Genomic DNA, 20,017 nt, shown 5'->3' on the forward strand with positions numbered 1-20,017 from the left:
CCGTCCTCCTTTGGAGGGCGGGTCTTCTGCTTTGTGGCCTCGCCGCCGCTATGTGCAGTGCTAGCCCTGCCGCTGGCCCGATTGGGTCGTCGGCCGCGCGATCGTTTGGGGTGCCGTCGCCTAGTGACGAGCACCCCTTTTTTGTGGGCCATGCTACGGGTTTGTCGATCAGGCCGGTTCGCCCTGGGCCTGGCGCGCCTGCGGGGTCTCGCGGTCGTCGTGCAGCTCGGCGAGCAGGCGATCCAGGTCGGTAATGCGCTTGAGGCGCTGAAAGCGCCGCTGTGCCTCGGCGTCGCGGTTGCGCATCTGGTTGAGCCATTGCTTGATCAGCGAGACCACGACCCTGTCTTGCAGTTTTTCTCGCTGCGTTGCAGCATAGGCGGTGAGCGTCGCGGCCCTGGCCTGCCAGGTGGTGTCGGGCAGACGCTCCCCGGTGCTCAGCCAGTGGCGGATGCGCGGCGCGAGCCAAGGGTCGGCCAGGGCGCCGCGGCCGAGCATCACGTCCCGGCAGCCGGAGAGGGTGCGCGCCTTCCAGTAGTCTTCCAGGGTCCAGATATCGCCGTTGGCGACCACCGGGATGCGCAGCTGGCGGCGGATCCGTCCGATCCACTCCCAGTGGGCAGGGGGGCGGTAGCCCTCGTCGCGGGTGCGGCCGTGAACCACCAGCTGTGCGGCACCGCCCGCCTCGGCGGCTCGGGCACAGGCAACCGCCTGGCGGCGGTCGGCGAAGCCCAGGCGAATCTTGGCGGTCACCGGGATCGCGTCGCCCACGGCGTCATGAACCGCGGCAACGGCGGCTTCGACCCGGTGCGGGGTGCGCAGCAGCGAGGCGCCGCCGTCATGGCGGTTGACCAGCTTGGCCGGACAGCCGAAATTGAGGTCGATGCCGATGGCGCCGAGACAGAGTGCCTGACGGGCATTGGCTGCCAGGGTCGCCGGGTCGCTGCCCAGCAGCTGCAGCTGCACCGGTATGCCCGAGGGCGTTGCCACCGGGCGCTCGAGCAGCTCGGGACAGTGCTTGTAATAGACGCGCGGGGGCAGTCGAGCATCGACCACGCGGACGAACTCGGTGACCGTCCAGTCGAAACCGGGCGTGCGGGTCAGCAGGTCGCGGGTCACCGCATCGATCACGCCTTCCATGGGCGCCAGACCGATTCGGCCGCTTTGTAGTAAACCAACAACGGGGACTTCCACCATAGGGCGCTTGCAATCTTTCGTCAGTGTGGCAGTTTAGATGGTCGAATTTTCGAGCTACCCGCCTCAATCGCGCTTGATCGCGGCAAGGTCGGCTAGCTACACGGGAGAAACCGCATGCAGGATTTTCAGCTTTTGCACGATGGCTTGACCCTGATGGGGGTCGGCATGGGGTTCGTTTTTGTTTTTCTTACCGTGCTGGTGGCCGGTACCACCCTGATGTCGCTGCTGGTGCGCCGCTTCTCGCCGGCGCCTGCCGCTGCCTCGCCTGCCGCCGGCCGCAGCGTCGAGCCGGCGCGCGATGACGGCGGGGATGCCGAACTGATGGCCGTCCTCAGCGCCGCCGTGCATCGCTATCGGCGCCGCCACCGCCGCTGAGCGCCCCGGCGACGCCCGAATACCGAATACTACTACACAATACGCCATCTCAACGGGGTCATTTCATGAGTGATACCAACCGCCCGCTGGGCATCACCGATGTGGTGCTGCGCGACGCCCATCAGTCGCTGTTCGCCACCCGCCTGCGCCTGGACGACATGCTGCCGATCGCCGAGAAGCTCGACCGCGTCGGCTTCTGGTCGCTGGAGTCCTGGGGCGGGGCCACCTTCGACGCCTGTATTCGCTACCTCGGCGAGGACCCGTGGGAGCGGATACGGGCGTTGAAGGCGGCCATGCCCAACACGCCCCAGCAGATGCTGCTGCGCGGCCAGAACCTGCTCGGCTACCGCCACTACGGCGACGACGTGGTGGACAAGTTCGTCGAGCGCGCGAAGACCAACGGCGTCGACGTCTTCCGCGTCTTCGATGCGATGAACGACCCGCGCAACCTGGAACGCGCCATCCAGGCGGTGCGCCAGGTCGAAGGCCATGCCCAGGGCACGCTCTCCTATACGGTAAGTCCGGTGCATACCCTCGATGGCTGGGTGGAGCTCGGCCAGACCATCGCCGGCATGGGCGCCGACTCGCTGTGCATCAAGGACATGGCGGGGCTGCTCACTCCCTATACCGCCTTTGAGCTGGTCTCGCGCCTCAAGCAGGCCGTGGAGATTCCCATCCACATGCAGTGTCATGCCACCACCGGGCTCTCCACCGCGACTATCGTCAAGGCGGCCGAGGCGGGCATCGACAACGTCGACACCGCTATCTCCTCGATGTCCATGACCTACGGCCACAGCCCCACCGAGTCGGTGGTGGCCATCCTCAAGGGCACCGAGCGCGACACCAACCTCGACCTCGAGCTACTCGAGGAGATCGCCGCCTACTTCCGCGAGGTGCGCAAGAAGTACGCCGCCTTCGAAGGGTCGCTCAAGGGCATCGACTCGCGCATCCTCATCGCTCAGGTGCCGGGCGGCATGCTCACCAACATGGAGGGCCAGCTCAAGGAGCAGGGCGCCGGCGACAAGCTCGACGACGTTCTCCAGGAGATCCCCAAGGTGCGCGAAGACCTGGGTTTCATCCCGCTGGTCACCCCCACCTCCCAGATCGTCGGCACCCAGGCGGTGATGAACGTGATGATGGGCGAGCGCTACAAGTCGATCTCCAAGGAGGTCCAGGCGCTGCTCAAGGGTGAATACGGCGCCGCCCCGGCCCCTTTCAACAAGGAGCTGCAGCAGCGTGTGCTGGAGGGCGGTGAGCCGATCACCTGCCGGCCGGCCGACCTCCTCGAGGCCGAAATGGACAAGCTCGCCGCCGAGCTCAAGGAGAAGGCCAAGGCCGAGGGCATCCGCCTGGCCGAGGGCGAGCGTGAGGTCGACGACGTGCTCACCTATGCGCTCTTCCCGCAGATCGGCCTGAAGTTCCTCAAGAACCGCGACAACCCCGACGCCTTCGAGCCGGCGCCCCAGGCCCCTGGGAAAGAGGCCGCTGACGGCGGCGCCAAGCTGCCGGCGAAGGCCGAGGCCAAGGCGCCGGCCGTCCAGGGTGGCGCCCCGGCCGGCCCCGAGACCTACACCATCAAGGTCAACGGTAAGGCCTATGTGGTAGAGGTCGCCGAGGGCGGTGAGATCGCCGACGTCCAGGCCCAGGGTGGCGCCGCCCCGGCGGCCCCCGCCGAGGCCGCGCCGGCCTCCAGCGGCGCGACCATCGATGCGCCGCTGGCCGGCAACATCTTCAAGGTCAACGTGCGCCCGGGCGATGCGGTCAAGGAGGGCGATGTGGTGATCATCCTCGAGGCCATGAAGATGGAAACCGAGGTGCGCGCGTCGAGCGCCGGCACCGTCTCCGCGGTCAAGGTCAGCGAAGGCGACAGCGTGTCCGTCGGCGATACGTTGATCGTGCTTTAAGGGCCCTCCGTCATGGAACAGCTACTGACTCTGTGGGAGGGCTCGGGCCTCTACAACCTGACCCTCGGCCAGGCGGTGATGATCGTGGTGGGTCTGATCCTCCTCTACCTGGCCATCGCCAAGAAATTCGAGCCGCTGCTGCTGGTGCCGATCGGCTTCGGCGGCATCCTCGCCAATATTCCCGAAGCCGGCCTGGCCATCTCGGCGCTGGATCAGGCGATCGAGGTGGCGCGCCCCGCGGTGCTCCACCAGATCGCCTCGGCGCTGGGCGCGACCCTGGATCCGCTGGCCTCCGACGAGGCCTGGCGGGCCACCCTCAAGGCGCTGGTCGACAACGGCGCCTCGCCCGACCAGCTGCGCGCCGCCAAGGACGTGGCGATGAATGTCGGCTACGGCGACGGCCTGCTCTACACCTTCTATGCCGCGGCCGTGGCCTCGGGGATCGCGCCGCTGCTGATCTTCATGGGCGTGGGGGCGATGACCGACTTCGGCCCGCTGCTGGCCAACCCGCGCACCCTCTTCCTGGGGGCGGCGGCGCAGTTCGGCATCTTCGCCACGGTGTTCGGCGCGGTGGGCATGTCGGCCATGGGCTGGATGGACTTCTCCCTGGAGCAGGCCGCCGCCATCGGTATCATCGGCGGCGCCGACGGTCCCACCTCGATCTATGTCTCCAGCGTGCTGGCCCCGGAGCTGCTGGGCCCCATCGCCGTGGCCGCCTACGCCTACATGGCGCTGGTGCCGATGATCCAGCCGCCGATCATGAAGCTGTTGACCAGCAAGAAGGAGCGGGAGATCACCATGACCCAGCTGCGGCCGGTCTCCAAGCTCGAGAAGATCGTCTTCCCGCTGCTGCTGCTGATGCTGGTGGCGGTGTTCCTGCCGGACGCCGCGCCGCTGCTGGGCATGTTCTGCTTCGGCAACCTGATGCGCGAGTGTGGCGTGGTGGAGCGGCTCACCGACACCGCCCAGAACGCCCTGATCAACATCGTCACCATCGTGCTGGGGCTCGCCGTGGGCTCGCGGCTGATGGCCGAGAGCTTCCTGGCCCTGGAGACCCTGGGCATCATGGGGCTGGGCATGGTGGCGTTTGCCATCGGTACCGCCGCGGGGGTGCTCATGGCCAAGCTGATGAACGTAATGAGCAAGATGCCCATCAACCCGCTGATCGGTGCGGCCGGCGTCTCGGCGGTGCCCATGGCTGCCAGGGTGGCCAACAAGGTGGGGCTGGAGTCCAACCCCCACAACTTCCTGCTGATGCACGCCATGGGGCCCAACGTGGCCGGGGTGATCGGCTCGGCGGTGGCCGCCGGGGTGATGATCAAGTACCTGACCTGAAGCGCCGGGAAGGATTGGCAACGCCGACGGCGCCCCTCGGGGCGCCGTCGGCGTTTCTACGGCTGCAGCAATCGCCCTACCAGGGCAGCACGGCACCGTCGGTGCGCGGCTCGGTGCCGCCGTACAGCACGCCGGTATCGGGGTGGCGCAGGATGATCTGCCCGCGACCGAAGGTCAGGCCGTCGTGGCACTTGACGATGCGGTGGCCGCGGCGCGATAGCGCCTGGGCCAGGGGGTCGGGAAACTCGGGCTCCACCTCCACGGTGCGCCCGCCGGTCCACTTCCAGCGCGGCAGGTCCAGCGCCGCCTGGGGGTTGAGGCGATCCTCGAGCATGCTGGCCACCACCTGCACGTGGCCCTGAGGCTGCATGTAGCCGCCCATCACGCCGAAGGGGCCCACGGCCCGGTCGTCTCGGGTGATGAAGCCAGGAATGATGGTGTGGTAGCTGCGCTTGCCCGCTGCCAGGACATTGGCATGATCCGGCGCCAGGGAGAAGGACCAGCCGCGATTCTGCAGGCTGATGCCGGTCCCGGGGACCACCATCCCCGAGCCGAAGCCCTCGTAGTTGCTCTGGATGAAGGAGACCATATTGCCGTCGCCATCGGCGGTGGCCAGGTAGACGGTGCCGCCGCTGAGCGGGTTGCCGTGAACCGGCTCCAGGGCCTGCGGGCCGATCTGGGCGGCACGCCGCTCAAGGTAGTCGGCGGCCAGCAGCTGCGCCACGCTGGCCTGCATGGCGTCCCCTTCGGTGATGTAGTGCAGGCCATCGACATAGGCCAGCTTGGTGGCCTCGATGCGCCGGTGCAGTCGCTCCACGGGATCGCGGGGCTCATCGCCGAGGGCTTCCAGCATGCCCAGCGCCTGCAGGGCGATCAGGCCGCTGCCGTTGGGCGGGATCTCCCAGATATCGTGGCCGCGATAGCGGGTACTGATCGGGGTGACCCACTCGGGCTGGTAGGCGGCAAGATCGTCCCGGCGCAAGAAGCCCCCGTGCTGGCGTGAAAAGGCATCCAGGCGATCCGCTAGCTCGCCCTCATAGAAGTCGCGTCCCCGGGTGGCGGCAATCGCCTGGAGGGTGGTGGCCATCTCGGGGGAGCGCCACGCCTCGCCGGGCGCGGGCGCCCGGCCGGCGGGGGCGAAATGCGCGAACCAGGGGGCGAACTCTTCCCCGGTGTACTGGCCGTAGCGTTTGACGGCGGCTTGCCACAGCTGGCTGGCCACTGGGGTCACGGCATAGCCCTGGGTGGCGAACTCGATGGCCGGGGCGAGCAGCTCGGCAAACGGCAGCTTGCCGAAGCGCTCGGAGAGCGCCGCCCAGGCGGCGGGGGCGCCGGGAACGGTCACCGGCACCAGGCCGTGGGCCGGCATCTCGTCGTGGCCGAGCGCCTTGACGGCCTCAACCGAGATACCGCGCGGGGCAGGGCCGCTGGCATTGAGGCCATGGAGCTCGCCGTTTATCCACACGATGGCGAAGGCGTCGCCACCGATGCCGTTGGAGGTCGGCTCGACCACGGTCAGCGCCGCCGCCGTGGCAATCGCCGCATCCACGGCATTGCCGCCGCGCTTGAGCATGTCGACGCCGGCCTGGGCGGCCAGCGGCTGAGAAGTGGCCACCATGCCGCGTTGGCCGTAGGTCAGCATGCGTCGCGAGGGGCTAGGGAAGTAGTGGGGATCGAAGTTCATGGTGCTTCCTATTCGAGTGAGGCGTTGGTTCGAGAGGAAAAGGCTTTGCGCCGTCTCAGGTAGCTGATGATGCTGTACACGATGGAGACGGCAGCCAGGGTCAACAGGATGGCGGATATCGGACGGGTAAAGAAAAGTGTCCACTCATCGCTGGTCTGGAAGGCGCGCCTCAGGTTGGTTTCGGCAATCGGGCCTAGCACGACCCCAAGTACCAGTGGGGCCAGCGGATAGTCGAGTTTTCTGAGCACATAGCCGGCAACGCCAACGCAGGCGAGCAGGTACAGGTCGGAAATGCGATTGTTCAGGGTATAGGTCCCGATGGCGCAGCAGGCCAGTACCACGGGCACCACGATGTACTTGGGAACGTTGAGCAGTCGCAGGAAAGCGCGCATCAGGATCAGGCCAATAAACAGCATGAACACGGATGCCACCGCCATGGAGATGAACATGCCATAGACCAGGTCCGGGTTGTCGAGAATGAGTCGCGGACCGACGCTGATGCCGTGCACCATGATGGCGGCCATCAGCACGGCGTCGGCAGGGGAGCCGGGAATCCCCAGGGCAATGAGCGGAATCAAGCTGCCACCAACCGTGGAGGAGTTGCCCGACTCTGACGCCACGACACCTTCAGGCTCACCGTTACCGAACGTCTCCGGGTGCTTGGAGGCGCGCTTGGCCTGATCGTAGGCCAGCAGATTGGAAATCGAACTGCCTGCCCCGGGCACCGCGCCGATGAAGACGCCGATCAACGATGAGCGCACCACATTGACGGGTTTGAGAATCACCTGCTTCACCGTGTCGAGCAGATGGGGGCGCATGTCGCCGCTGATTAGCGATCCGGGCTGCGGTTTCCCGCCCCGGGCAGGCTCCAGCTCCGAGAGCAGCTGGCTCATGGCATACATGCCAATCAGCACGACCAGGAAGGGGATACCGGCCGCCAGCAGTTCGTAACCGAATGTGAATCGCTCGCGCCCCATGATGGGATCGGGGCCGACGGTTGCCAGGCCAATGCCGATCAGTCCGGCGATCAACCCTCTGAGGAGCGAGTCTCCGACTAGACTCGCGATGATGGTCAGGGCGAACACGATCAAGGCGAAGTACTCCCAAGGCCCCAGCTTCACCGCCATCAGCGCCAATGGCGGAGCCGCCATGATCAGCACGACAATGGAGATGAGAGACCCCACGAAGGAGGCGAGCAGGCCGAGGGAGAGCGCCTTGCCAGGTTGGCCCTTACGCGCCATGGGAAAAGCATCGAAGGTTGTTGCAACGGCAGAAGGGGTCCCCGGAATGCCGAGCAAGGCGGCGCTGAACAGCCCGCCGCTCAGCCCGCCGACGTAAACCGAGAGCATGACCGCGACCCCCTGCATCGGCGGCATGGCGAAGGTCAGGGGCAGGGTGAGTACGATGGCCATGGTGATCGTGAAGCCGGGGATGGCGGCGGACACGATACCGGCCAGGGTAGCGACTGCCATCAGCGCCAGGGTATAGGGCGTCATGACCCCACCCAGCGCCAACAGGAAAGCGTCTGTCATGATTTCACCTGATTACCATCTTGCTCTGGGTAGGTAGATGCTGAATACCTCGGAAAAGAGGTAGTAGGGACCGGCTGAAAAAACAGCAGCGACTAACAAGGCGATAACGATAGCGGTCAGCCGTTTCGGCGCCATCAGAATCTGGGCAGCCGACAGGTACAGGAAGGTACTGGTCATGAACCCGAGCCATGGCAGGAAGGCCATGTAGGCGATGAACAGCACCAGGTTAACGATCACCGTCTTCAGCTTGACGATGCTCTGCAGGCAGGTTGCCCAGGTCGTCCTGGGCAGGCCCTGCTTGAAGAGCTCCGTGACGAAGGCGATGGTGCAGAGTACGGCAATGGACAGAAAAATGATGCGAGGAAAGGCCCCTGCGCTCATGGGCTCCCAGCGGGAGGCCGGCAGCGAGCCGGCCTTGAGGGACATGAGCAGCGCGAGAGAGGCAATGATGGCATAGGAGAGAAGCTGCAGCGTGGGCAGCAAGCTCTCCTCTCTGGTTCTTCTTTCCATGCGGGCCTCCTGAAGACACCTTGCCTCAGTCGAGGAGGTGGGCGTTGGCCTCGATGGCCTGGTTCATGTCGTGCAGGTAGTCGTTATAGTCGGCTCGGCCCATATAGCGAACGGTGCCACCAACATTGGCAACCTGGGTTCGGAAGGATTCGCTCTCGGCGATCGTCGCCAGCGCGCTTTCGAGCGTATCGAGAATCGCTTCAGGGGTGCCCTTGGGCGCCACCAGGCCACGTGTCACGAGGAACTCCAGGTCGTAGCCCAGTTCTTGAAGAGTCGGTGTGCCCGGCAGCTCATCAATGCGTTCGGTCGTGGCCACCGCAAGGATGTTCATGTCGCCATTTTCCACGAAGGAGCTGGTGGACGAGTAGTCCTCGATGGCGACGCTGATGTGACCACCCGCCAGGGCGCGCAGCCGCTCTCCCGTGCCTTCATAGCCGACGTAGCCGAATTCGGTGCCGGTTGCCTCCTCGAACTGGACGGCCCACAGGTGGGGAATGCCGCCCATGGTCACGCCCATGCGGTATTCTCCCGGGCTGGCCGTGACATCCTCGAGGAGGTCGTCAAGCGTTTCCCAGCCGGTATCGGCGTTGACGGCGATGACGGAATTGATGCTGGTCATCATGGAGATCACGTCGAAGTCATCCCAGTTCAGGTCGGTGACGCCGGAATGGTGCGCGATCAGCAGGCCTTCGTGGATCTGGGTGATGGTGTAACCGTCGTTGTCGCGGCGGGTGGCCTCACGCAGCCCGATGGTGCCGCTCGCTCCTGGCATGTTGATAATGGGGACAGCCTCACCCAGGGCTTCCTCGAGGTGCTGTCCGACGATACGCATCAAAAGGTCGCTACCACCCCCCGGCCCCCAGGGAACGATGAACTCGATGGGCTTTTCGGGATAGCTGTCGGTGGCCATGGTAAAGGGGGACGTGGCCAGGGCGGCGGCGGCTGTGGATGCGGCGATGAAGGTGTGTAGCTTCATGAAATACCTCGGTTTGTCTTTGTTGTGCAAAAAGGTGAAGTCGAGTGATGGAGTCTTGCTAGGTGATGAATAGCCCTCCATAGATCAGTGCGGCCATGATCACGAAGGCCGGGTGGGTCTTGAATCGCAGCAGGGCGATGGCGGAAAACGCGGCGATCAGCCCAGTGTGGAATGCCCCCGCGCCGCGGACCCCCTCGAGCAGGAATCCCAGGGCCAGCGCGGCCATCATCAGGGCGATGACAGGGCGGACCCATTGGCTCATGCGCTGGACGCGGGGGGAGTGGCGATGGCGATAGAGCAGTCCCAGCGCGCCGAGCATCAGCAGCAACGAGGGCGCTACGGTAGCCAGTACCGCCACTGCGGCACCGCCGGCCCCGGCGACGTCATAGCCCACGTGGCCGGCCATCTTGGTCGCGATGGGGCTGGGTAGGGCATTGCCCAGCGCCAGGGTCTCGGCGAACTGGTGGGCGCTCATCCAGCCGTAGTGGCCGACCACTTCCGCTTCGATCAGCGGAATGATGGCCGGGCCGCCACCGTAGCCGATGATGTTGGGAATGAAGAAGGCGAGAAACAGCTCCCAGTAAATCATTGGGCGGCCCTGCTTGGCGAAGCGGCCGGACGCAGTAGCGCTGCGGCCAGCAGGCTGCCTATTACCCAGCCGGGGTGCAGGCCCACAGCGTAGATCAGCACCGCGGCCGCCGCCGACATGGCCAGGCTGACTCCCCAGCCGAGGGCAAGGCGTGACTTGTTGAAAAAGTCCCAGGTCAGTTGCGCCATCATCACCATGACCACCGGCACCACCGCCTGGCCCATTCCCTGTATCCAACTGATATGGCGGTAGCGGCTGAAAAGACCGAGGAGCAGAATCATCGCCAGGATCATGGGCAGGATCACCGCGGCGACAGCGACGACACAGCCGCGCACGCCCGCCACCCGGTAGCCGATATAGCCGGGCATCTTGGTGGCGATGGGGCCTGGCAGGGTGTTGCCGATGGCCAGCACGTCGGCAAAGTCGTCATCGCTCAACCAGCGATAGCGCTCGACCACTTCCTGGCGGACCAGCGGGATCATGGCGGGGCCTCCACCGAAACCGAGCAGGCCAACGCGGGTGAAGGCCCAAAACAGGGGCCATAGCTGAGGCGGAGTGGCGGCGCTCAAGGCTGGCTCCCGGGTAGGTCGACGAAAGTATTAGAAATTGATTTGTTCATGAGTGATCTTATTTGAATGATAAAATCGATTATTGAGAACGAAATATAGATTGCCCGGCGAAGATGGGTCAAGCTTGCATCAGACTGAATTTCAGCCAGGGGGAGGAGGTGAGATGGCGACATCCGAGCGGACAAGACGAGAGACGACGTCCAGCCGTGTCTACGACATCCTGCGCCAGGACCTGCTCAACGGTCGTTTCGAGGCCGGGGAGAAGTTGGCGATCAGTGCGCTGAAGGACCACTATGGGGTAGGGCTCAGCCCGCTGCGCGAGGCGCTCAACCGTCTGGCGGCCTACGGGTTGCTGATTCAGGAGAATCAGCGGGGGTTTCGTGTGCCGACCATGGCGCGAGAGGAGCTCGAGGATATTGCCGGCATGCGCCGGGAGCTCGAGGGGATGGCCCTTGAGTGGGCGATTGGTCGGGGTGATGCGGAGTGGGAGTCGGAGCTGTTGGCGGCAGCCCACCGCCTCAAGCGTACCGATCTGGCAGCAGGGCAGGTTGACGAGTGGGAGCAGCTGCATGCGCGCTTCCACCGGACCCTGGTAGCTCCCTGTGGCTCGGTATGGCTACTGCGCTTCATCGAGCAGCTGCATGACCAGTTTGACCGCTACCGTCGACTGGCGCCTGAAGCGCCCGATGTGCGTCGGATTCTGGATGCTCAGCACGAGGAGCTGGTGGAGCTGGCGCTGAAACGCAACACCCGGGCTGCGCGGGCAGTGATGGAGGATCACGTGCAGCGCTCTTACGAGGTGGCGCTGCAGGGCTTTGCCGAACTCGGCTAAGGACACGCTGTCGCCATCAGGCAAGCTGTTCATGTCGATAAGCATCGGGGCGACCCGGTGGCTAAGCGATGCGCCTTGCCCTCCGTTCGCCGACCTAGCCGGCGGTGTTACTCTGCGTCGTTGGCGGTCTAAGGCGCTCTACGCGCCCACGCAGCCGGGCTTCGAGCGGGCCGAGGTCCACCGGGATATCGCGGGGCCAGCCGGCGGTGAGGACGACCCCGTCGGCACCGTACTCGGCGGCCTCCACGGGCACCGCCTGGCCATCGAGCCAGGCGCGGGCCTCGGCCTCGCCGGCGAAGTCGACCCTCAGGCGCAGCGCGGTGCGCTCCACGACCTCGCGGCGCGGGAGCGTCTCCAGGCCCTGGCCGACCGCCTGGGCGTAGGCCCGGGCCAGCCCGCCGGTGCCGAGCTTGGTGCCGCCGAAGTAGCGGATCACCACGCAGCCTACCTGGCCGAGCCCGCTGCCCTCCAGTACCTGGAACATGGGGCGCCCGGCGGTGCCGCCGGGTTCGCCGTCGTCGGCAAAGCCGATGGCGGCCTGCTCGCCGGGTGGCCCGGCGATAAAGGCGCTGCAGTGGTGGCTAGCGTTGGGGTGGGTGCGGCGCGCAGCGGCCAGCAGGGTCTCGAAGGCCGCAGTGTCCGGCGCATGGCAGAGCCAGGCGATGAAGCGGCTCTTCTCCACCTCCAGTTCGCTCTCGCGCCACTCACCGGGCGGGATGTCGGGAACCGGATAGCGCATCAGTGGGTCAGCTCGCGCTGGCGCACCACGCCCATCACCATGCCGAGCACCTGGATGTCGCTGTTCTTCAGGTAGATCGGCGCCATGCTCTCGTTGGCGGGCTGCAGGCGCACGCCGCTCTTCTCGATATAGAGCTTCTTCAGGGTGACCTCCTGCTGGTTGATCAGCACCACCGCGGTTTCGCCGTTCTCGGCGCTCTCCTGGCGCTCGATGATGATCACGTCGCCATCATAGATGTGGCAGTCGACCATCGAGTCGCCGCGCACGCGCAGGGCGTAGGTGTTGCGTCGCACCATGCTCGCCGGTGCGCGAACGCTGCCGCCGCTGGGGCAGGCCTCGATGGGCAGGCCGGCCGAGACCTCGCCGAGCAGCGGGACCTCGATCAGCTCGGTGGCGTCGACGCTGGCCCAGGACTCGGCCAGTGGCAGGTTGGGGCGTCGCTGCAGAAATCGTGTGGAAACCTCAGGCATGTGGTGTCTCCCCTGTCGCAAGACCTGTTGAAATGTACAGGTGTTTTGCATCATAGCACCGGTCGCGCTGCTGGCAAGTTCCATGGCGCGAAGCAAGCCTTGACCTGCGGCAAGGGTGGCGCCGGGAGCCGGCCGCATGACTAGCGGGAAAGGCCCATTGCGTGTAGAGTCCGGGCGAAAATCGCCATTCCTGGAGAGTGCCTTGAGCCTGCGTCTACAAGCGCAAAACCTGGCCTGCGAGCGCGACGATCGCTGGCTGTTTCGGGGCCTGGATCTGGACATCCGCGCCGGCGAGATCGTTCGCGTCGAAGGACCCAACGGCAGCGGCAAGACCACCCTGCTGAAGATCCTGTCCGGGCAGCTGGCCGACTACGAGGGTGAGCTCTACTGGGACGAGCGTCCGATGCGCCAGGCGCGCGAGTCTTTCCTGTCCAACCTTCTTTACATGGGGCATGCCCCCGGGGTCAAGGCGGCGCTGACACCGCTGGAAAATCTCGCCTGGTACCAGGCCATGGCCGGACAGCCGCGGGACGAGGCGGCGCGCTTCGCTGCCCTGGAAGACGTGGGGCTGGCCGGCTTCGAGGACCTGCCGGCAGGGCAGCTCTCCGCCGGCCAGCAGCGCCGCGTGGCCCTGGCACGCCTGGTGCTCACCCCCCGCCCGCTGTGGGTGCTCGACGAGCCCTTCACCGCCATCGACCGCGACGGCGTGGGCGCGCTGGAGCAGCGCCTGGTCGAGCATGCCCGCCGGGGCGGCTGCGTGCTGGTGACCACCCACCATGAACTGACGCCCTGCGCCGAGCTGCGCCGTATCCGCCTGGGCGGGGGAGGTGTCGATGTCGGCAACTGACGGCTCCTTGAGCGGTGGCGATATGAGTGTCGGGCACGTGGAACCTCAGGGCGGCCTCACGGTCGCATTCTGCGCCACCCTGAAGCGCGACCTGGTGCTGATGCTGCGCCGTCGCAGCGAGGTGATGAATCCGCTGGTGTTCTTCGCCATCGTGATCACGCTCTTTCCGATCGGCATCTCGCCCGACCCGCAGCTGCTGGCGGCGATTGCCCCGGGGCTGCTGTGGGTGGCGGCGCTGCTGGCGGCGCTGCTGTCGCTGGACAGTCTGTTTCGCGCCGACTATGACGACGGCTCCCTGGAGCAGCTGCTGCTGACGCCGCAGCCCCTGGCGCTGCTGACCCTGGCCAAGGTGGCGGTGCACTGGCTGCTGACCGGCCTGCCCCTGGCGCTGATGGCGCCGCTGCTGGGTATCATGCTGGCACTGCCCGCGGGCAGCTACCTGGTGCTGGCGCTGTCGCTGGCGCTGGGTACGGCCAGCCTGAGCCTGATCGGTGCCATCGGAGCGGCGCTGACGGTAGGCCTGTCGCGGGGCGGGGTGCTGCTCTCGCTGCTGGTGCTGCCGCTTTACATCCCGGTGCTGATCTTCGGCGCCGGTGCCGTGCAAGCCGCCATCCTGGGTGACGGTATCATGGCGCATCTGGCGATTCTCGGCGCCCTGCTGTCGCTGGCACTCTGCCTGGCGCCCTGGGCGATTGCAGCTTCGCTGCGCATCAGTATCAACGGTTGAGAGGTTGACGAGGCATGTGGGCCTTCATAAATAAGTTGCGATCCCCCAAGTGGTTCTATGCCATCAGCGCCCGCCTGCAGCCCTGGTTCTGGGCCGCGGCGCTGCTCCTTATCGGGACCGGTACGATCTGGGGGCTGGCCTTCGCGCCGGCCGATTACCAGCAGGGCAACAGCTTCCGCATCATCTATGTCCACGTGCCGGCGGCCTTCCTGGCGCAGTCGATCTTCGTTTCCATGGCGATCACGGGCCTGGTGTTCATGGTCTGGAAGATCAAGATCTGCGATATGGCGGCGGCGATGATGGCGCCGCTGGGCGCCGCCATGACCTTTATCGCACTGTTCTCCGGGGCGGTCTGGGGCGTCCCCACCTGGGGCACCTGGTGGATGTGGGACGCGCGCCTGACCTCGATGCTGATCCTGCTGTTCCTCTACCTGGGCGTGATCGCCCTGCGCGGCGCCTTCACCAGCCGCGACAGCGCCTCCCGGGCCGCCTCGGTGCTGGCCATGGTGGGGGTCATCAACATCCCGATCATCAAGTATTCCGTCGACTGGTGGTACACCCTGCACCAGCCGGCCACCTTCACCATCACCGGCCGCGCCGCCATGCCCATGGAGATGTGGGCGCCGCTGCTGATCATGGTGCTGGGGTTCTACAGTTTCTTCATCGCCCTGACCCTGACCCGCGTACGCAGCGAGATCCTGCGCCGCGAGTCCAACAAGCACTGGGTCCGTGAACTGGCCGGGGAGACACGCTGATGGCCTTCGATACCCTCCAGGAATTTTTCGCCATGGGCGGCCATGCCCCCTATGTCTGGTCGGCCTGGGGTCTGACCGCGGCCCTGCTGCTGGGCTGCGTGCTGCATGCCCGCGCCGAACGCCGCCAGCTGCTGCGCCAACTCGAGCGCCGCGTCAGGCGCGAAGGCCGGCTGGCGGCAGACCCCGCCAGGGCGACACCGATTCAACATGACAGTGGTGGATATACCAATGACGCCTAAACGCAAGCAAAAACTGTTCGTGATCCTCGGGCTGGTCTCCCTCGCGGCAGTGGCCGTGGGGCTGACGCTCTATGCCCTGCGGGCCAACATCAACCTGTTCTTCAGCCCCATCGAGATCGCCGCCGGCGATGCGCCCTTTGAACGTCAGATCCGCGCCGGCGGCATGGTGCGCGAAGGCTCGGTCTACCGTAACCCCGACAGCCTCGATGTGGAGTTCACCGTCACCGACTATGTGGAGGACCTGCGCGTCTCCTATAGTGGTATCCTGCCCGACCTGTTCCGCGAAGGGCAGGGCGTGGTGGTGGTCGGCCAGCTGTACCAGGATGGCATGTTCCGTGCCGACCAGGTGCTGGCGCGCCACGACGAGAACTACATGCCGCCCGAGGTCGCCGACGCTCTGGAAGCCGCCGGCTATTCGCCCGCCGACTTCCAGCAGAAGGCGGCCAAGGTGGCCGAGCGTATCGAAAAGCAAGAGGAAGGTAACGGCGCAAGCCAGTACTGACCCGGAGTGCCCATGCAGATCCTGATGATTCCCGAAATCGGCCACTTTGCCCTGGTCATTGCCCTGCTTTTCGCAGTGACCCAGTCGGTACTGCCGCTGGTTGGCGCCTCGCTGCGCCGGCCGCTGCTGATGGCCTATGCCCGGCCCATGGCGGCCGGGCAGCTGCTGTTCGTGGCCATTGCCTACGCCTGCCTCACGGCCAGCTACATGCTGGACGACTTCAGCGTGCTCAATGTGGCCAACAACTCCAACTCCATGCTGCCCTGGTACTACAAGTTCAGCGCGGTATGGGGCAACCATGAAGGCTCGGTGCTGCTGTGGAGCCTGATGCTGGCCGGCTGGGGCTATTTCGCCGCGCGCTACTCCCGCGAGCTGCCGCGTGACGTGGTGGCGCGGGTGGTTAGCGTGCTGGGCATGGTCTGCGTCGGCTTCCTGCTGTTCATCCTGGTCACCTCCAACCCCTTCGAGCGCATCCTGCCCAATGTGCCCCAGGATGGCGCCGATCTTAACCCGCTGCTTCAGGACATCGGCCTGATCCTGCATCCGCCGGCGCTCTACATGGGCTACGTGGGCTTCTCGGTGGTCTTCGCCTTCGCCATCGCCGCGCTGCTCGGCGGCCGGCTGGATGCCGCCTGGGCGCGCTGGGCACGGCCCTGGACCAACCTGGCCTGGGCCTTTCTCACCGTGGGCATCGCGCTCGGCAGCTGGTGGGCCTACTACGAGCTGGGCTGGGGCGGCTGGTGGTTCTGGGACCCGGTGGAGAACGCCTCGCTGCTGCCCTGGCTGACCGGCACGGCGCTGATGCACTCCTTGGCGGTGACCGAGAAGCGCGGCTCCTTCAAGAGCTGGACCCTGCTGCTGGCGATCTCGACCTTCTCGCTGTCGCTGCTGGGCACCTTCCTGGTGCGTTCCGGGGTGCTCACCTCGGTGCATGCCTTCGCCAACGACCCCTCCCGCGGCTTCTTCATCCTGGTGCTGCTGGGGATCACCGTAGGCCTGTCGCTGCTGATCTTCGCCCTGCGCGCGCCGCGGGTGAGCCACACGGTGAGCTTCAACTGGCTCTCCCGGGATGCCCTGCTGCTGATCAACAACATCATGCTGGTGATTATCACCGTCACCGTGCTGATGGGCACTGTCTACCCGCTGCTGCTCGATGCGCTCGACCTCGGCAAGATCAGCGTGGGCCCCCCGTACTTCAACGCCCTGTTCGTGCCGCTTACGGTGATCATGTGCATCTTCATGGGCCTGGGGCCGGTGGCGCGCTGGAAACAGACCGATGTGCGCATGCTGGTCAAGCGCCTGTGGCTGGCCGGGGCGGCGGCGCTGGTGATCGGCATGATCATGCCGTTCATCTTCGGCCAGGAGTGGAACGCCTGGGTCGCCATCGGCCTGGTCACCGCCATGTGGATCGTCTTCCCGATGCTGCGTGACCTCTATGACAAGACCCGCCATGCGCCGACACGGCTGGCTGGCCTGAAGAAGGTCTCGCTGGCCTACTGGGGCATGCAGCTGGGCCATCTCGGGGTGGCGGTGACCATCGTCGGCGTGGCGGTGGTCTCCAACTACAACATCGAGCGCAACGTGCGCATGGGCCCGGGCGACAGCGTCCAGGTCGCCGGCTACACCTTCACCATGACCGAGCTGACCAGCCGCCAGGGCCCCAACTTCCTGGCCGACCGCGCGGTGATCGAGGTGCAGCGCGATGGCAGTCGTCGCAGCTTCACCATGAACCCCGAGAAGCGCCTGTACATCGCCCGCGGCATGCCGATGACCCAGGTGGCGCTGCGGCCCGGCTTCTTCCGCGACCTCTACGTGGCCATGGGCGAGGACCTCGGCGACAACAGCTGGGCGATGCGCGTGCAGTACAAGCCCTTCGTGCGCTGGCTGTGGCTGGGCGGCCTGCTGATGGCCGCCGGTGGCGTGCTGGCCGTGACCGACCGCCGCTATCGCCGCCTGGCCACCTCGCGTGATCCCGAGGCGGCCGCGCCAGCCGGCAAACCGCAGGAGGCCACCGCATGACCCGACGCCTGCTGCTGCTGCTGCCCCTGGCGGGATTCCTGGTGCTGTCGCTGTTTCTCTACCAAGGGCTCTCGCTCAACCCCTTCCACCGGGATTCCGCGCTGATGGCGCGGGACTTCCCGGCCTTCGACCTGGCGACCCTGGAAGACCCCGAGCGTCGCGTGGACCGCTCCCTGCTGGCCACCGGCGAACTCACCCTGGTCAATGTCTGGGGTGAGTGGTGCCCGGAGTGCAAGCGCGAGATGCCCCAGCTGCTGGATCTGTCCGACCGCGGGATCCGCATGGTGGGCATCAGCTGGAAGGACACCCGCGAGAAGGGGCTCGGTTTCCTGGAGGAGTTCGGCAACCCCTTCGAGGTGAACATCTTCGACCCGGACAATGAGCTGGGCTTCGAGCTGGGGGTGTTCGGCGCGCCGGAGACCTTCCTGGTCGACCGCGAGGGTATCATCCGCTATCACCACACCGGCTATATCTCGCCGGGTGACGTTCGTGAACACATCCTGCCGGAGGTGGAGAAATGGCAGTGATCCGTTGGATGCTGACCGGCCTGGCGCTGCTGCTGGTGGCCGGCAACCTGCAGGCCGGGGCGATCGAGGTACGTGAGTTCGACGACCCCGTGATGGAGCAGCGCTACCGCAGCCTGACCGCCTCGCTGCGCTGCCCCACCTGCGAGAACCAGGCGATCAATGATTCCGATGCGCCGGTCTCCGGTGACATGCGCGACCGTGTCTACCTGCTGCTCAACGAGGGCGTGTCGGACATGGAGATCCGCGATCACATGGTCGAGCGCTTCGGCGACTACGTGCTCTACAACCCGCGTCTGGAAGGTCGCACCTACCTGCTGTGGGGGCTGCCGGCGGGCCTGGTGGTTCTCGGCGCCCTGCTGGTGGTGTTGGTGGTGCGCGCCCGGCGCAACGCCTCGGCCCGTCGCCTGACCGATGAGGAGCGTGCGCGCCTCGAGGCCCTGATCAATCGCGGGAGGACCGAATGACCCTGTTATGGCTTGCCTTTGCCATCCTGCTGCTGCCCGCCATGTGGCTGCTGGTGTCGCCGCTGCGCCGCGCGCAGCGGGTCTACCAGGCCCAGCGTGACTTCGAGGCCAACGACAAGTCCAACGAGCAGAACGTGGCCATCTACAAGCGCCGCCTGGCATCGTTGGAGGCGGCGCTGGAGCGCGGCGACATCGACCAGGCCCGCTTCGAGGAGGACCGCCTGGACCTCGATCGCAGCCTGCTCGAGGATACCGAGGACCTCAAGCGCGGGCCGCTGCATTCGCCGGCGTCCGGTCGCTTCCTGGTGCCGCTGGTGGCGGTGGTGGTGGTGATCGGCTCGGTGCTGTGGTATCAGCAGCACGGTGCCGAGGGCGACCTGGCGCTCTACGCCGCCTACCAGGAGAGCGACTCCCTGCCCACCCTGATCGAGCGCCTGGAGGGCGAGGCGGCCAGCCAGCCCGACAACCCCAAGGTCTGGGCCGCGCTCTACCCCATCTATCGCGATGCGGGCCAGGGCGAGGCGGCCCTGAACGCCCTGAACAACCTGATCGACCTGGAAGGTCGCCAGCCGTCGCTGCTGGCCCAGAAGGCCCAGGTCAAGTTCTTCATGGCCAATCGCAGCATCACCGACGAGGTGCAGGCGCTGGTCGATGAGGTGATGGAAGAGGATTCCCGCGAGCCGACCATGCTCGGGATGCTCGGCGTTCAGGCCTTCGAGGGCGGCGACTACGAGCTGGCCATCGACCGCTGGCGGCGCGCCATCGCCGGCATGGGCGACAGCGGCTCGGCCGGTGCCCTGCGCGAAGGCATCCGGGTGGCCCAGCAGCGCCTGGGCGTGGCCCCGGAAGCGCAGGAGCCGCTGGCCGAAGGGCCCGGCATCCGGGTGCGGGTGAGCCTCGATGAGTCCCTCGAGAACCGCCTGGACGCGGACACCCGGGTGTTCATCGTCGCCCGCGACATGGAGGGGGAGCTGCCGCCCCTGGCCGCGACCCGGGTGACCCTGGGCGACCTGCCGACCACGCTGGTGCTCGACGACCGTCACGCCATGTCCGACGAGGCCAGCCTCTCCCAGGTGCGCGAGGCGCGGCTGCTGGTGCGGGTCAGCCAGAGCGGCGATCCCGCCCCGTCTTCGGGGGACATGTTCGGCGACCGCGATGGCGTGGCCGTGGGCAGCGTCGACGGCGACCCCGTGGAGCTCGTGATCGACCGCGTTCTCGAGTAGTC

Annotated in this window: 22 protein-coding genes; 13 read left to right on the top strand and 9 right to left on the bottom strand. The window is 66.3% G+C overall.

Annotation, left to right across the window (positions count from 1 at the left end):
- Window positions 1-168 precede the first annotated feature (168 nt).
- Window positions 169-1,140 carry a tRNA dihydrouridine synthase gene (locus HOP52_RS11590; RefSeq protein ID WP_238977542.1) on the bottom strand — a complete coding sequence of 324 codons (972 nt, stop codon included), beginning with the start codon at window positions 1,138-1,140 and terminating at the stop codon, window positions 169-171.
- Window positions 1,141-1,311: 171 nt separating this feature from the next.
- On the opposite strand from HOP52_RS11590, the gene HOP52_RS11595 reads away from it, so the two are divergent.
- The 3 genes from HOP52_RS11595 (at window position 1,312) to HOP52_RS11605 (ending at window position 4,811) form a co-directional block, all read left to right on the top strand.
- Entirely contained in the window at window positions 1,312-1,572 is a 261-nt protein-coding gene (locus tag HOP52_RS11595; RefSeq protein ID WP_238977543.1) for an OadG family protein, read from the top strand.
- Window positions 1,573-1,637: 65 nt separating this feature from the next.
- Window positions 1,638-3,476, top strand: coding sequence for a sodium-extruding oxaloacetate decarboxylase subunit alpha (gene oadA / locus HOP52_RS11600; RefSeq protein WP_238977544.1), 1,839 nt, complete (start codon window positions 1,638-1,640; stop codon window positions 3,474-3,476).
- Window positions 3,477-3,488: 12 nt separating this feature from the next.
- Window positions 3,489-4,811, top strand: coding sequence for a sodium ion-translocating decarboxylase subunit beta (locus tag HOP52_RS11605; protein ID WP_238977545.1), 1,323 nt, complete (start codon window positions 3,489-3,491; stop codon window positions 4,809-4,811).
- A gap of 76 nt (window positions 4,812-4,887) precedes the next feature.
- Here the strand turns inward: HOP52_RS11605 and HOP52_RS11610 are convergent, their stop codons facing one another.
- From HOP52_RS11610 to HOP52_RS11635, 6 genes are read right to left on the bottom strand one after another with little or no spacing between them, the layout of a single operon-like run.
- A complete protein-coding gene (locus tag HOP52_RS11610; protein WP_238977546.1) occupies window positions 4,888-6,495 on the bottom strand; it encodes a gamma-glutamyltransferase family protein in 1,608 nt (535 codons plus the stop codon).
- Window positions 6,496-6,503: 8 nt separating this feature from the next.
- The gene (locus tag HOP52_RS11615; protein ID WP_275298174.1) at window positions 6,504-8,027 is read right to left on the bottom strand and encodes a tripartite tricarboxylate transporter permease; all 1,524 of its coding nucleotides are present in this window, start codon (window positions 8,025-8,027) and stop codon (window positions 6,504-6,506) included.
- 12 nt (window positions 8,028-8,039) lie between these two features.
- Window positions 8,040-8,537 (bottom strand): tripartite tricarboxylate transporter TctB family protein, encoded by a 498-nt coding sequence (locus HOP52_RS11620; RefSeq protein ID WP_238977548.1) that lies wholly within the window; start codon window positions 8,535-8,537, stop codon window positions 8,040-8,042.
- A gap of 25 nt (window positions 8,538-8,562) precedes the next feature.
- Window positions 8,563-9,513 (bottom strand): tripartite tricarboxylate transporter substrate binding protein, encoded by a 951-nt coding sequence (locus HOP52_RS11625; RefSeq protein ID WP_238977549.1) that lies wholly within the window; start codon window positions 9,511-9,513, stop codon window positions 8,563-8,565.
- A gap of 58 nt (window positions 9,514-9,571) precedes the next feature.
- Window positions 9,572-10,102 carry a chromate transporter gene (locus HOP52_RS11630; protein ID WP_238977550.1) on the bottom strand — a complete coding sequence of 177 codons (531 nt, stop codon included), beginning with the start codon at window positions 10,100-10,102 and terminating at the stop codon, window positions 9,572-9,574.
- Window positions 10,099-10,671: a chromate transporter gene (locus HOP52_RS11635; RefSeq protein WP_422677706.1), complete on the bottom strand. Its 573-nt coding sequence runs from the start codon at window positions 10,669-10,671 to the stop codon at window positions 10,099-10,101. The genes HOP52_RS11630 and HOP52_RS11635 overlap by 4 nt, the downstream gene beginning before the upstream one ends.
- A gap of 163 nt (window positions 10,672-10,834) precedes the next feature.
- Between HOP52_RS11635 and HOP52_RS11640 the strand changes: the two genes are divergently transcribed.
- Entirely contained in the window at window positions 10,835-11,503 is a 669-nt protein-coding gene (locus tag HOP52_RS11640; protein WP_238977551.1) for a GntR family transcriptional regulator, read from the top strand.
- Between the two features lie 94 nt (window positions 11,504-11,597).
- On the opposite strand, the gene HOP52_RS11645 is transcribed toward HOP52_RS11640, so the two are convergent.
- Both HOP52_RS11645 and HOP52_RS11650 read right to left on the bottom strand, forming a co-directional pair.
- Entirely contained in the window at window positions 11,598-12,242 is a 645-nt protein-coding gene (locus HOP52_RS11645; RefSeq protein WP_238977552.1) for an IMPACT family protein, read from the bottom strand.
- Window positions 12,242-12,712 carry a LexA family protein gene (locus HOP52_RS11650; protein ID WP_238977553.1) on the bottom strand — a complete coding sequence of 157 codons (471 nt, stop codon included), beginning with the start codon at window positions 12,710-12,712 and terminating at the stop codon, window positions 12,242-12,244. The genes HOP52_RS11645 and HOP52_RS11650 overlap by 1 nt, the downstream gene beginning before the upstream one ends.
- 202 nt (window positions 12,713-12,914) lie before the next feature.
- On the opposite strand from HOP52_RS11650, the gene ccmA reads away from it, so the two are divergent.
- The 9 genes from ccmA to ccmI are packed head-to-tail and all read left to right on the top strand — an operon-like array spanning window position 12,915 to window position 20,015.
- Entirely contained in the window at window positions 12,915-13,559 is a 645-nt protein-coding gene (ccmA, locus tag HOP52_RS11655) for a cytochrome c biogenesis heme-transporting ATPase CcmA (protein ID WP_238977554.1), read from the top strand.
- Window positions 13,546-14,286 carry a heme exporter protein CcmB gene (gene ccmB / locus HOP52_RS11660; RefSeq protein WP_238977555.1) on the top strand — a complete coding sequence of 247 codons (741 nt, stop codon included), beginning with the start codon at window positions 13,546-13,548 and terminating at the stop codon, window positions 14,284-14,286. Before ccmA ends, ccmB begins: the two co-directional genes overlap by 14 nt.
- 14 nt (window positions 14,287-14,300) lie before the next feature.
- Window positions 14,301-15,041: a heme ABC transporter permease gene (locus tag HOP52_RS11665; RefSeq protein WP_238977556.1), complete on the top strand. Its 741-nt coding sequence runs from the start codon at window positions 14,301-14,303 to the stop codon at window positions 15,039-15,041.
- Window positions 15,041-15,280 (top strand): heme exporter protein CcmD, encoded by a 240-nt coding sequence (gene ccmD / locus HOP52_RS11670; protein ID WP_238977557.1) that lies wholly within the window; start codon window positions 15,041-15,043, stop codon window positions 15,278-15,280. Before HOP52_RS11665 ends, ccmD begins: the two co-directional genes overlap by 1 nt.
- A complete protein-coding gene (gene ccmE, locus HOP52_RS11675) occupies window positions 15,270-15,782 on the top strand; it encodes a cytochrome c maturation protein CcmE (protein WP_238977558.1) in 513 nt (170 codons plus the stop codon). The genes ccmD and ccmE overlap by 11 nt, the downstream gene beginning before the upstream one ends.
- A gap of 12 nt (window positions 15,783-15,794) precedes the next feature.
- Window positions 15,795-17,801 (top strand): heme lyase CcmF/NrfE family subunit, encoded by a 2,007-nt coding sequence (locus HOP52_RS11680; RefSeq protein ID WP_275298175.1) that lies wholly within the window; start codon window positions 15,795-15,797, stop codon window positions 17,799-17,801.
- On the top strand, window positions 17,798-18,328 hold the full coding sequence (locus tag HOP52_RS11685; protein WP_238977559.1) for a DsbE family thiol:disulfide interchange protein: 531 nt from the start codon (window positions 17,798-17,800) through the stop codon (window positions 18,326-18,328). The genes HOP52_RS11680 and HOP52_RS11685 overlap by 4 nt, the downstream gene beginning before the upstream one ends.
- Window positions 18,319-18,792 carry a cytochrome c-type biogenesis protein gene (locus HOP52_RS11690; RefSeq protein WP_238977560.1) on the top strand — a complete coding sequence of 158 codons (474 nt, stop codon included), beginning with the start codon at window positions 18,319-18,321 and terminating at the stop codon, window positions 18,790-18,792. The genes HOP52_RS11685 and HOP52_RS11690 overlap by 10 nt, the downstream gene beginning before the upstream one ends.
- Window positions 18,789-20,015, top strand: coding sequence for a c-type cytochrome biogenesis protein CcmI (gene ccmI, locus HOP52_RS11695; protein WP_238977561.1), 1,227 nt, complete (start codon window positions 18,789-18,791; stop codon window positions 20,013-20,015). Before HOP52_RS11690 ends, ccmI begins: the two co-directional genes overlap by 4 nt.
- Window positions 20,016-20,017: the final 2 nt, after the last annotated feature.

This window comes from Billgrantia campisalis, from assembly GCF_022341425.1.
Lineage (GTDB): Bacteria > Pseudomonadota > Gammaproteobacteria > Pseudomonadales > Halomonadaceae > Halomonas > Halomonas campisalis.

Coding starts and splice junctions, on each gene's coding strand:
- HOP52_RS11605 (WP_238977545.1), top strand. CDS start 3,489: ATGGAACAGCTACTGACTCTGTGGGAGGGCTCGGGCCTCTACAACCTG.
- HOP52_RS11645 (WP_238977552.1), bottom strand. CDS start 12,242: ATGCGCTATCCGGTTCCCGACATCCCGCCCGGTGAGTGGCGCGAGAGC.
- HOP52_RS11620 (WP_238977548.1), bottom strand. CDS start 8,537: ATGGAAAGAAGAACCAGAGAGGAGAGCTTGCTGCCCACGCTGCAGCTT.
- HOP52_RS11595 (WP_238977543.1), top strand. CDS start 1,312: ATGCAGGATTTTCAGCTTTTGCACGATGGCTTGACCCTGATGGGGGTC.
- ccmD (WP_238977557.1), top strand. CDS start 15,041: ATGGCCTTCGATACCCTCCAGGAATTTTTCGCCATGGGCGGCCATGCC.
- HOP52_RS11625 (WP_238977549.1), bottom strand. CDS start 9,513: ATGAAGCTACACACCTTCATCGCCGCATCCACAGCCGCCGCCGCCCTG.
- ccmE (WP_238977558.1), top strand. CDS start 15,270: ATGACGCCTAAACGCAAGCAAAAACTGTTCGTGATCCTCGGGCTGGTC.
- HOP52_RS11640 (WP_238977551.1), top strand. CDS start 10,835: ATGGCGACATCCGAGCGGACAAGACGAGAGACGACGTCCAGCCGTGTC.
- HOP52_RS11650 (WP_238977553.1), bottom strand. CDS start 12,712: ATGCCTGAGGTTTCCACACGATTTCTGCAGCGACGCCCCAACCTGCCA.
- ccmB (WP_238977555.1), top strand. CDS start 13,546: ATGTCGGCAACTGACGGCTCCTTGAGCGGTGGCGATATGAGTGTCGGG.
- HOP52_RS11665 (WP_238977556.1), top strand. CDS start 14,301: ATGTGGGCCTTCATAAATAAGTTGCGATCCCCCAAGTGGTTCTATGCC.
- HOP52_RS11630 (WP_238977550.1), bottom strand. CDS start 10,102: ATGATTTACTGGGAGCTGTTTCTCGCCTTCTTCATTCCCAACATCATC.
- HOP52_RS11615 (WP_275298174.1), bottom strand. CDS start 8,027: ATGACAGACGCTTTCCTGTTGGCGCTGGGTGGGGTCATGACGCCCTAT.
- HOP52_RS11680 (WP_275298175.1), top strand. CDS start 15,795: ATGCAGATCCTGATGATTCCCGAAATCGGCCACTTTGCCCTGGTCATT.
- HOP52_RS11590 (WP_238977542.1), bottom strand. CDS start 1,140: ATGGAAGGCGTGATCGATGCGGTGACCCGCGACCTGCTGACCCGCACG.
- HOP52_RS11690 (WP_238977560.1), top strand. CDS start 18,319: ATGGCAGTGATCCGTTGGATGCTGACCGGCCTGGCGCTGCTGCTGGTG.
- ccmI (WP_238977561.1), top strand. CDS start 18,789: ATGACCCTGTTATGGCTTGCCTTTGCCATCCTGCTGCTGCCCGCCATG.
- HOP52_RS11685 (WP_238977559.1), top strand. CDS start 17,798: ATGACCCGACGCCTGCTGCTGCTGCTGCCCCTGGCGGGATTCCTGGTG.
- oadA (WP_238977544.1), top strand. CDS start 1,638: ATGAGTGATACCAACCGCCCGCTGGGCATCACCGATGTGGTGCTGCGC.
- HOP52_RS11610 (WP_238977546.1), bottom strand. CDS start 6,495: ATGAACTTCGATCCCCACTACTTCCCTAGCCCCTCGCGACGCATGCTG.